Genomic DNA, 10,998 nt, shown 5'->3' on the forward strand with positions numbered 1-10,998 from the left:
ATATTTTAGTGTATTGCCTTTATTAGTTATAACTTTTGAATTATTTATCCTTATGTGATACTCTTAATAATCTTTTTAATAGTACTAGGATTGTTTTTAGAAATTCCAAACTACTATCCAGGTTATAAATACGTTAGTAACGTATATTTGAAAAACTTGAAAAGTGACGTAATTCCGGCTAACACTGGAATTAATGTTATAAACATTACAATAAATCAATATAATAATACTTTAATAGCATTTGTCAAAAATTCATCTAATATGAATATCACGATAGTGAGTAGTGATGGTAGAATAATCTCAAATCAAGAAGAGTATATAGGAGTAAAGTTAAATCCAGGATTTTATAAAGTTTTTCTAGTAAACTCAAATAATATGTCACAGTATACTAAATTTGACTATGGAATTTTCAATTATAACTTTATATCTTCATTTTACTCTGGAATAAATTTGTTAAGAGAAGTTTACGAAATAATCATGGCTATAACTCTTATTTTGGCTATATATTCAGCGATAAAAGGTTTCTTTAGAAGATAGGGCATAATTCTTACTTTTGCCAATTTAATTAAATAAGGAAAATTAAATAAATAATATTAATAATAAAAATATTAAATTAAATAAATCTTATATAATGCTATCATATATATATAGAAAAATCAAAGTTTAATGGCAATATCCAAGTTATTCAACATCTCAGAATATTCCGACTCAATCCATATCTTATAACTGCACTGCAAAATCTTAGATAACGTAAAATGGAATTTAGGTTGTTGATAGTATAACTGACTTAAGCCACTTTATGGAATCTGTCACAAAACTAGGTCCCATATGAGCCAAATAATCGCCAACAGTAAAATATATAGGCTTTTTTAATAGGCTAGATAATCCCCTACTTCTTATACTATCGTAAAACCTTGCCTTCTCGTACTCAGATAACTTTTTAGGTTCATATATTATTATGTCGGGATCTCTTTCCAATATTTCCTCTTCCTTGGGTGTGAAATAAGCCTCTGAATTATCATCAAATATATTCTTACCGCCCAATAAACTAATAGCGTCACTTATATGTGTAGGGAACCCAATAGTAATAGGTCCGCCTAAATCAAATTCTACGTAGATTTTAGGTTTCTTAAGAGAGCTATAGACAATGTTTGAAAGCATAGTGTTAAGTAAACTTATATACAGTTTCCTCGATCCTTCGTACTCCCCTAATACGTTGCCTATTTGAAGAACATTAGATAAGATACTTGATACACTAGTAGGTAAGGGTATAGGATATACGTTATATCCTAAATCTAGTAACTTCTTAGTTAATATCTTTTGAGCACCATTTGTGGAGAAAATTATATCAGGCTTAAGAGATTCTAAAAGTTCTAGATTGACATGAGTATAACTTCCTATCTTTATTTTCTTTTTTGCTTCAGCTGGCCTATAGCTAAAAGCATCAGTAGCTACTATTTTATCTCCATACCCGAGCAAAAATATCGTTTCAGTCGACGCAGGATCAATACTAACAATTCTGTTTATAGGCTTAGGGATAATAATATAGTCGTCTAGAAGAGGATTATATACCTTCATTTGCATACGACTAATATTCACATCTTAACTATTATACATATATATTTTCATCTTATCCCTAAACATGTAAGTACACCAAAAGCTCTCCTAGTTTCCTTTAATATTACTCTAACATCAATTTGTCTCAATAAATCTTGACAAGATGTTTCGATATTCTCTTGCAGATATATTATATTAGACAAGTAGTATCTGGATAAATCTTTTATGTTATCATCATATTTTGATGGAACTACTATATATAGTCTATTCTATTACTCATCAAATATAATGACTTAAGAGTCATCTTAACAGAGTACACTAGCACCTCAAAAGGGATAGATGGAATATACTTTATACCTACATAAATTTTAAATGGTTTTAGAATTAACTTCTGAGAATCATTTAAATTATTATTAGATATTATAACATCTGCCTCTTCCTTAGTTTTCACAGCTGTATAGCCGTCATAAAGAACATATTTTAAGCTTGATATTTCAGAATATATATTAATAACACCATTTTTTATTAGTTTGTGGTTAATATAATTTAATAGCTTATTATATTTTTTTATAATATTAAATCCATTTAACCAACTAAATTCTTGTATACTATACAAGCCTCTTATAGAAGTTGAGGACGTTAAGGTCAGATTTGCCCCCAAAGAATCCGCTACTATACCTCCTATAAAAGATCCTCCGCTTAATTCTCTTGAAATTGGGATCACGTTATTGCCATCCTCCGTTACATTTATTATAATAATGTCCTTATATTTTGTGTAATACTTATTTAAAGTTCTATAAATGGAACCAACTGAAATTATTACATCCGGCTCTTTTTCTACAATAAAATATCCTAGTTCATTAAATAGTTCTTTAAGTTGTCTAACTAATTCTTTGTTTGACCCCTCCACTAATATTCTTGATACATACAAAGCAATATACTATTTCAAATATGTCTTTTATAGTTTTATTTAAATAGGAAAGCCTACAGTTATTGATAGAAAATAGCCTAAAAGAACAAATGGAATTACGGGTATTCCCCAGGCTACCCATATATAATCGTCCTCTGAAACCTTACCCTCTTCTACTAATTTTCTATATTTATCTCTCCAGTACTTATCGTCTTCCTCTATGGAGAAATAATCCCTTATTGTAACTTCACCTTTTTCGTTTATAGTAGTTAATGGAAATAAAAATTTGGAATTAATAAAATCTCTTACCTTTATTCTTCTAGCAGATAGTGCGAAGATTATCCTCTTTAAAAACGGTAAGTTTCTAGTAAATTTGTATTGCTTAATAAAATTGAAAACGCTAGCTAAGAGGATAAGAACTGAAGCGTAAAGCACTATCAGCAGAGGTTCTAATCCTATTACTGAAAGAGGAGATCTTACTAAAGGAAAAACTGTTGAATTTGATAAACCTAGGATGACATTAAGGAAAACATCAGCCCCACCTATTAAGGAAAATCTATATAGTAAGTAGAAAAGTACATTTACAATAGCGAAAGAGTATAGATATAATGGAAGAAATAAATAATGATAATCAAATACGATAAACACACAAAGCGGAACATAATATAACCATATTTTTGGATCTACTTCCCTATACTTTAAATCTAGAATTGATGTATGAATTAGCATTATCAAAGTTAGGGAAACTTGTATATAATAATAGATTCCTATCACGGCAGGACGTCCCTCTCATACGAACCCGACTTCGGGGCAGTCAAGGGACTAGATACCCCTTCATTATTTCATTATCCACGCTAATACTTAAATTCTTCGCTAAACCTTATATTGCTTACAGTCCAAGAACACTGTAGGCCTTTTAATGATTATATAAATCTATTAAAAAATATCAAAAACAAATAAATAATTATAGCATTAGGTATGAGAATTGGAATCGTATATTTCATAAATTCGATAAAATTAAAACCTTTTCCACCTCTGCTTTCTGATGCTTCAGAAATTATTACATTGCTAGCCGCACCCAAAAGTGTAAAATTACCAGCTATAGTGCTTCCTGCAGCTAGTGCTATCCAATCAATTACCGAATTTGCACCATGTGAAACCATTAGCGGTATATATATTGCTACAAGAGGCACGTTACTTAAAACTTGACTTAACACTATGCTAACTATCATTATATTCCCTATATTAGTAGGTGATGGAAGAATATTATAAAGGTAATTTATTACTCCAGACTTTACTATTCCTTCAGTAAACATAAATAAACCTATAAAAAATAATATAGTTGACCAATCCATTCGTCTTACTATTTCTCGCCTTTTGGCTGAGATTAAAATTAAGATTGATGATGTCAATAAAGAACCTAAGATGATGTCAATTTTAAATAAGCTTAGTGTAAAAAATAGAATAACAGTAATACCAAGTAATGATAAGGAGAGGTATCCTAGCTTTTTATCAAAATTTATATCACTATCTTTTATAATCGTTATATTTATTCCATTATCTTTTAGGAAATTTTTGAAAAGACGATTAAGTATTAAATAAGCGATAAAAATGCTAATAATAGTAGGGATTAGTAGGAATTTGGCAAATGTTGTGAAGGGATTTTTAATTCCAGATTCTAATGCAATCAATAGATTTTGAGGATTCCCGGTTGGCATTATGACACTTCCGATCGTCACTCCTACTGCTAATGCGTATAAAAAAGGTATTTCATTAATTCCTGTCATGTTACTTACTTCTAAGATTACTGGAGTCCAGCTTGCCGATATTCCATCATTCGTTACCAGATTTGACAATATGCCAGAGTATAGTAAAATATAGAAAAGGATTTTATTTGGTTCCTTATATCTTTCAATAATTTTATATGCTAAAAATTTTAAAAAACCAGAAACCTCTAATGCAGATGCAAAAGTAAACAGTGTTATTAAAAATAATATTACGTCCATATTTATTGCTTCTAATGCTTCGATTGGAGTTATAACGTTAAATACTATCATTAATATACCTCCAAAAAACATGGACGCCCACGGCGGAATTTTCGTAATTCCTCTTGCTATTATAAGCCCATATGTGACTATCATTATAATTAATGCAAAAACTTGTGATAGCAAGTTCAACACCCTACCTTAATACATTAGAATACAAGCTAATTTATGACTTCTTCATCCCACAAAAAGTGAAGAAAAATTAATTAACCAACTCTCACTACTACTTTTCAGCTGGGCCCGTAGCTCAGCCAGGTAGAGCGGCGGGCTTTTAACCGCGAGGGTTGCGGAAAGCAACCCGTAGGTCCCGGGTTCGAATCCCGGCGGGCCCGCGCAATTTTGTTAAATTGATCTTTTAATAAAATCATATCTAAAGTAGGGCAAATAAAATACTGTAACGAAAATTATTAGCTGATGTTTATAAACTACACATGTATTGAATACTTACCATTTTTAGAGTTTTATAAATATTAATAAGCATTGTTTTAGAAATATCTTTGTAATTATTCCTTATATTAGCCAGTGATTTTCATTGACATAACAAGATCATCATGGATTGAAGAGAGAAGCAGAGAAACGCTAAGGTGAGCCTATCTATACGGTATTATCTACCAAAGTTTGAGTTATACAGCAATTTGACGGTGTTTATTCATCATAATGATAAAGAGGACAGATTGAAATTGATTACAGACTTTTCGACTTTCATCAAATTAAAAAATAGAAATGGGTCTTAGGAGGTACCCATAACACCACATGGGCCCGCGGGGATTTGAACCCCGGATCTCTACCGTGTGAGGGTAGCGTCCTAACCAGGCTAGACGACGGGCCCTTATTAAACATAAGTCGGATTACATTTTTAACTTTAATGCATAATGTTAAGTGACTTAGTAAGCTCTGTAGTTTTATCTAACAATTCGTGTTAAAGAATTTTTGTATTACCACAAATTATAAGAACAAATTGAGATAGTTTTAGTAATACAAGTATACAAGAATTGTAATTTCTCACAATTTGAGGATATTAGAGAAAGATAAAGAATCAGCATCATATTGTGGACTTTTATTATTATTAATCTACATTATCCAACTCATGAACTAGTTTATGATAAAGATTTTGTTCTCAATAGATTTATAATTTTAATATTTTATGTAAAATTAAAAATTAGAAATGACGTAGATATAAAATTGAGACTTATTCTCACTAATTTATACTGGCATATCTGGTACCTTTACTACTACTGCATATCCACTTTTCTCTGATGCCATATCCGGATCAATTTCCACTATTTCTAACCGTTCTTCAGTGTTTGCTAAGTTAAGGATTTTCACTTTTAAGCCTTTATATAAAATACTAGCTTCTTGAAGCGCTACTTTAGCTTCATCAAGATCATTAGTAAAAAAGTACACTCCTGCTTCTTGTAAAGCTGTTAACGTACCTAGATAAGATTTCATACGTGAGTAATACTAATTCTAAAGGATTTTATATTATTCTGAGCCCTAAGTCATATTTTAGAGATCATAAAATGAACGTCAAAGTGATATTTGGTCCAAATGGCGATATGGGAGTTTTAAAGACAATATATGATTTTCAAAAAATGTATAAGTTTAGCGTTGATATGGAGTTTGATATACTATATGGTTCGTATTATCCACTTATACAAATAGAGGATAAGTATATACAGCTTGAGGGATACTCGGATGAGCAAATACAAGACATCTTGAAAAATATATTTAATAATAAGAACGTTATTGAAGGTAAAGATAATCAAGTAGAACTTTTTCAATTCTATCACAGGGATACTCCTCCAAATGCCGGACTGTCAGAAGTTTTAATTTGAGCATTTGATACTTTTCATATATAAAAATGAGGATAGTAATAGGAAGTGGTCTAACGGGTTTATTAATCAGTGAAAGGATTAAACCAGATGTTATACTTGAAGAACAACCAATAATTGGGGGAACTCATTCTTTTGAAGATGTATTTGGAGTTAAAATTCATTTAGTTCCACCATTAGTTGATGAGACTATTAGTCTGAATAATTTTAATTTAATGTTTAAAGAATACGATTTAGATATATACTACAGAAAATATGAACATTATAAGGATAAAATCTGTGAGAAATGTAATGAATTACCACATTGGATTATGATGTTTGAGAAAACTAGAAAAATATATCTTATAGAAAATTTATGGGAAATATTTGAGAATATTTCAAAGAAATTTAAGATAATTAAGGAGTATCCCATAAGGATAAATAATTCAAAAGTTATAACTAATAAAGGCAATACACTAAAATATGATATATTATATAATACAACATCATTAAGGAGATTGCTAAAAGCATTGAATCATAACATAACTTCTCTAAGATTTATATCTGCGTTAGTTATTTTAGCTGTCACTCCTAGGAAATCTAGCGATAGTAAATGGAACATATATTTATCGGGAGATTACGCTGATTCGTTCTCGATGATAATCAAGTTTAATGACATTATAAATAACTATGATGCATACTATATTTATTCGTTTTTTGATGAAAACAAGATCAAGCAGATAGATATTGAGAGGGTATTATTAGATGTAAAGAGGAGGCAAATAATACATCCTAATGATATAGTGATAATTAGATCTAAATTAATTTCAGAAGCTATATTACTCGGCGAATTCCCTGATAATATAGAAAATAATATTATAAATTGTGGAAGATTAGGGGAATGGAAAAATTATAGCATTATTGAAACGATAAAGAGAATTCAGAGCTGCTGAATTCCTCTGTTAATTTACCCGCAATTTCGGTAGCTTGACTAATATTTAATCCACTTAACCTTAATGTAAAGTAAGATCCTAAAAGAAAATCTCCATTTCCTACATTATTATTACCTATTTTACTAGGTTTGAAGGTATGGCTTTCTCCAGTGTTAGTATAAACTACAAAACCATTATAACCATCTGAAATGATTACCTCCTTAAAACCAGTTTTGAATAGAGAATCTAACGTCAATTTGCTTGAGGTAAACTCCTCATAATTTAGATGTATTATCATATAATTTTTATTATAAGGTATTTTTACATCACTCTCGTACTTGATATATTCGTTCTCTATACAATTCCTTATTAGACCTTGTATATCTAGTGCAACAGGTAAACTCGTATTTAGATTATTTAGATCGACTTCCTTACAAACCGGATTTACTATCACACCGTCTGCATTAATATTACCAAGATTACTTATTTGCACTTTAGGCTTCCTTAATAATACTAAACTTTTGTTACTATTTGGCATAAGCAGGATTCTAAATTTTATTGTGTAATCATCTATAAGAAAATATTTTTCAAAATCAGATATAAAATTCAATTGCTTCAAATCCAAATCCTTACCTATTAAACCGTACAAGCTAGGAACTCCACCGGCTCTTAACACACCTAACGAAGAATATATAAGTGACCCACCTGGTTTATTATTACCATTAATCTCGTCTATTGTGAGACCTCCAACTATAAGCACTTTAATTTTACTCTTCCTCACTTTCCTCCTCACCAACTGATATTTTACCTTCCTCTTCTTCCTCTTCTAAGACTCTTTTCTTCTTTAGCCAGAAAGCCTCCTTGTGAGAAATAATATGCCGTTTTAAATCATCTAAATTAAAAAAAGTACGTGCTATAGTCTTGTAACCCTCCCTTTAAACAAGACGGAGAGCATAGAGGACAAGCATAAAGTTTGGTAATCTCATCAAAACACACGTCAATCTTCTTGCTATTGACTTCTATGTCTAATTTTTTCCATTTAGGCAACCATCTTGACGACATTATTATAATGTTATATATTGTTATAAAATATATATTATTGGGCCTCGTGAGTAATAGGACTTATATATAATGCTTTACTTAGGAGAAATCGCACGAGCGTATAATAAGTTACTTTATCCTTCGATTATATAATACCATTGTTAATTATTTATACAAGTTTAATAGTATCATATATTTTCCGAATGGTGATAAGATTTGTATCAACATATCTCTCATCAGATAGAAATGTTTAAATAATCTTAAGAAAGAAGATTATCTTGGCGGTATAATATTGTCATCATCACTTGATGACTATCCTCTTTCTCTTAAAACCATGTACGATATTGCAGAATTTATTATTAGGGCTACTAGAGCCATAAGGGCAGAGCAAGTCAATAAAATGATATCTGAGCTTGAAAATTTCTATAAAAATAATCGCGCAGGTAAAGTTTTAGTGATGGGAGCTGGGCGAAGCGGATTAGTTGGTAGAGCATTTGCAATGAGGCTTCTACACTTAGGATATAATTCTTATGTATTAGGTGAGACAATTGTACCAGCTATAGGTAAAAACGATATAGTTATCGCGATTTCTGGTTCAGGGAGAACTAAATTAATATTAACGGCTGCCGAAGCTGCTAAGGAAGCTGGAGCAAAGCTAATCGCAATAACAAGTTATAACGATAGTCCACTTTCTAAGATAGCTGATATAGTAGTTGAGGTCCCTGGAAGAACTAAATACTCTCAAAACGAAGATTATTTTGCGAGACAAATTTTAGGGATAACAGAGCCACTTGCTCCTTTGGGCACACTTTTTGAAGATACTGTTCAAATATTTCTTGATGGGGTAGTAGCGGAATTAATGATAAGGTTGAAGAAAACAGAGGAAGATTTGAGAGTAGTTCACGCTAATATCGAATTATAGATAAATTACACATTTTTACTAATACTTTTTAAGGTAAAAGTTAGTCTTTTATTTTTATTATTTTCTGTCACCTCACTCTAATTAATAGTTTTACAACATCTCATGAGACTTGACGTTACAAAATTGTCTATATTATTAGTAATAATATTTCTAGTAGGTCTTATTATCATCTACAGAGCCTTATATTTAATCGTGGTTTTACTAATGATATTACTAATAATACAATTTCATGATAGAATTTTCTACGTTTTCAAAGGTTATGTCTCTCAAACTTCTTCATATTATGTGATAGATAATGGAGTTTTTTATGACGATAAAAAGGCTAATGCTGTACTCATAATAGATGATATTTTAACTAACTATAGAGACTATAATGATGTATACCTTAAGTCACAAATAGTATCTTTTTACAAAATATTAGATATAGCTAAAGATGTAACTATTTTATTGAGAAAGGAGCATATAGACAAAAATAACTATTTAGAAAGCTTGTCTCAAAGAGCTCAATCGTTGAGAATAGTGATAGAGAATGACCCTTCAAATGAAAAAGCTAAAAGAAAATTGGAACTAATACAGAATATAATCTCTAGAGTAGAAAAAGAGGAAATCCCGTTTAAATATGAATTATATGTTATAATCAACGCCAAAAATAAATCGGAAGCATTAGCACTTGCCAATACTATCAAACAAGGTTTAGAAGGTCTAGGTATAAAAAGTAGATTTGCCAGCATAAATGAGATAAAGGGACTCACGAAGAATTTTTTCGACAAAAAGATCCTATCTACTAAAGTAGCTTTACCTTTACAATTACCATATATCACTCCTTTCTCTATAGAGAAACAGCCTAAACACGTTTTGATGAATCATGGAGTTCTATTGGGAAAGGATTTGGATAATAATAGTTTAATTTTATGGAATTTAACAGAGAGTGAAAATACTCATATTTTAGTTACTGGGCCAACTGGCTCAGGTAAAACTGAGTTCTTAATACGCCTTTCCACTCTTTTAAACATAATTTATGATAGAACAATAATACTATTTGATATTAAAGGCGATATTAAGTATAGGCTTTTAAAATATAGAGTACCAATTAATATTATAAATCCTTTGATGTATAAATTGGGATTATTATATGAAGGTGTAATTCCTATTACAGCAAGATTATTACAAATAGAGAGAATTTTGTACAATTCGTTCAGATTAACTAAATTACAATCATCCGTAATTTATACATATCTGAATAGATTATTAGAAAACAGACTATTAAGATATAGATTAAGATGGAAAGATTTGGAAAAGTATTTTAATGAAATAGATGACATTCAATTAAGATATTATATTAGTAAAATTGTAAACATTCTTTCAGCTCTCGATGATCTAGATCTTATACCACTAGTTAATAGCATTAACGAGAAGGAGATTAATGTAGTTGATTTAACAACCATAAAAAACGAAGAAATTAGAAGGCTCATAATTTATACTTTCTTATATGAAATATATAATAAAATTTCGTTAGATAACGTATTTGATATACCTAAGGTGTTTATTGTACTTGATGAAGCATGGACTATACTTAAGGCAGAGAACGAAGATTACCCAATAGTAGCAGATCTGATAAAGAGAGGAAGAGGTCATGGCATATCAATAATTATGGCGACCCAAAACATAGAGGATTTAGGAGAGTTAGCTAATATTTATTTAGACAACGTAGGTCTAGCATTATTCATGAAATAATGAAGGGGTATCTAGTCCCTTGACTGCCCCGAAGTCGGGTTCGTAT

11 protein-coding genes, 2 tRNA genes and 1 pseudogene are annotated in these 10,998 nt (G+C 30.3%); 6 read left to right on the top strand and 8 right to left on the bottom strand.

Features of this window, described 5'->3' with window-relative positions; translation table 11 throughout:
• Positions 1–54: 54 nt before the first annotated feature.
• On the top strand, positions 55–537 hold the full coding sequence (locus tag DMP16_RS05220) for a hypothetical protein (protein ID WP_255446806.1): 483 nt from the start codon (positions 55–57) through the stop codon (positions 535–537).
• A 225-nt stretch (positions 538–762) separates the two neighbouring features.
• Here DMP16_RS05220 and DMP16_RS05225 read toward each other — a convergent pair whose 3' ends face one another.
• From DMP16_RS05225 to DMP16_RS05240, 4 genes are all read right to left on the bottom strand, one after another.
• The gene (locus DMP16_RS05225; RefSeq protein WP_069282574.1) at positions 763–1,584 is read right to left on the bottom strand and encodes an ABC transporter substrate-binding protein; all 822 of its coding nucleotides are present in this window, start codon (positions 1,582–1,584) and stop codon (positions 763–765) included.
• Positions 1,585–1,810: 226 nt separating this feature from the next.
• Positions 1,811–2,488: a cobalamin biosynthesis protein CbiG gene (locus DMP16_RS05230; RefSeq protein WP_231961248.1), complete on the bottom strand. Its 678-nt coding sequence runs from the start codon at positions 2,486–2,488 to the stop codon at positions 1,811–1,813.
• Between the two features lie 39 nt (positions 2,489–2,527).
• A complete protein-coding gene (locus tag DMP16_RS05235; RefSeq protein WP_185957819.1) occupies positions 2,528–3,196 on the bottom strand; it encodes an A24 family peptidase C-terminal domain-containing protein in 669 nt (222 codons plus the stop codon).
• Positions 3,197–3,390: 194 nt separating this feature from the next.
• Complete coding sequence (locus tag DMP16_RS05240) at positions 3,391–4,608, bottom strand: anion transporter (protein WP_069284608.1); 1,218 nt, start codon at positions 4,606–4,608, stop codon at positions 3,391–3,393.
• A 140-nt stretch (positions 4,609–4,748) separates the two neighbouring features.
• Here DMP16_RS05240 and DMP16_RS05245 point away from each other — a divergent pair.
• Positions 4,749–4,844, top strand: a tRNA-Lys gene (locus DMP16_RS05245).
• 422 nt (positions 4,845–5,266) lie between these two features.
• Here DMP16_RS05245 and DMP16_RS05250 read toward each other — a convergent pair.
• Both DMP16_RS05250 and DMP16_RS05255 read right to left on the bottom strand, forming a co-directional pair.
• Positions 5,267–5,341 (bottom strand) — tRNA-Val (locus DMP16_RS05250).
• Positions 5,342–5,715: 374 nt separating this feature from the next.
• Positions 5,716–5,961 carry a hypothetical protein gene (locus DMP16_RS05255; protein WP_069282573.1) on the bottom strand — a complete coding sequence of 82 codons (246 nt, stop codon included), beginning with the start codon at positions 5,959–5,961 and terminating at the stop codon, positions 5,716–5,718.
• A 2-nt stretch (positions 5,962–5,963) separates the two neighbouring features.
• Between DMP16_RS05255 and DMP16_RS05260 the strand changes: the two genes are divergently transcribed.
• Together DMP16_RS05260 and DMP16_RS05265 are read left to right on the top strand one after the other, a co-directional pair.
• On the top strand, positions 5,964–6,347 hold the full coding sequence (locus tag DMP16_RS05260) for a hypothetical protein (RefSeq protein WP_069282572.1): 384 nt from the start codon (positions 5,964–5,966) through the stop codon (positions 6,345–6,347).
• Positions 6,348–6,373: 26 nt separating this feature from the next.
• Positions 6,374–7,276, top strand: a complete 903-nt coding sequence (locus tag DMP16_RS05265; protein WP_069282571.1) for a hypothetical protein — start codon at positions 6,374–6,376, stop codon at positions 7,274–7,276.
• Here DMP16_RS05265 and DMP16_RS05270 read toward each other — a convergent pair.
• Together DMP16_RS05270 and DMP16_RS11350 are read right to left on the bottom strand one after the other, a co-directional pair.
• The gene (locus DMP16_RS05270; RefSeq protein ID WP_231961247.1) at positions 7,242–8,036 is read right to left on the bottom strand and encodes a hypothetical protein; all 795 of its coding nucleotides are present in this window, start codon (positions 8,034–8,036) and stop codon (positions 7,242–7,244) included. The genes DMP16_RS05265 and DMP16_RS05270 overlap by 35 nt on opposite strands.
• Positions 8,023–8,317 (bottom strand): annotated as a pseudogene (locus DMP16_RS11350) (hypothetical protein). The gene DMP16_RS05270 and the pseudogene DMP16_RS11350 overlap by 14 nt, the downstream one beginning before the upstream one ends.
• 271 nt (positions 8,318–8,588) lie before the next feature.
• Between DMP16_RS11350 and hxlB the strand changes: the two are divergent.
• On the top strand, positions 8,589–9,218 hold the full coding sequence (hxlB, locus tag DMP16_RS05280; protein ID WP_069282568.1) for a 6-phospho-3-hexuloisomerase: 630 nt from the start codon (positions 8,589–8,591) through the stop codon (positions 9,216–9,218).
• A gap of 123 nt (positions 9,219–9,341) precedes the next feature.
• On the top strand, positions 9,342–10,952 hold the full coding sequence (locus DMP16_RS05285) for a DUF87 domain-containing protein (protein WP_185957818.1): 1,611 nt from the start codon (positions 9,342–9,344) through the stop codon (positions 10,950–10,952).
• Positions 10,953–10,998 lie beyond the last annotated feature (46 nt).

The organism is Sulfolobus sp. B1, from assembly GCF_007050195.1.
GTDB lineage: Archaea > Thermoproteota > Thermoprotei_A > Sulfolobales > Sulfolobaceae > Saccharolobus.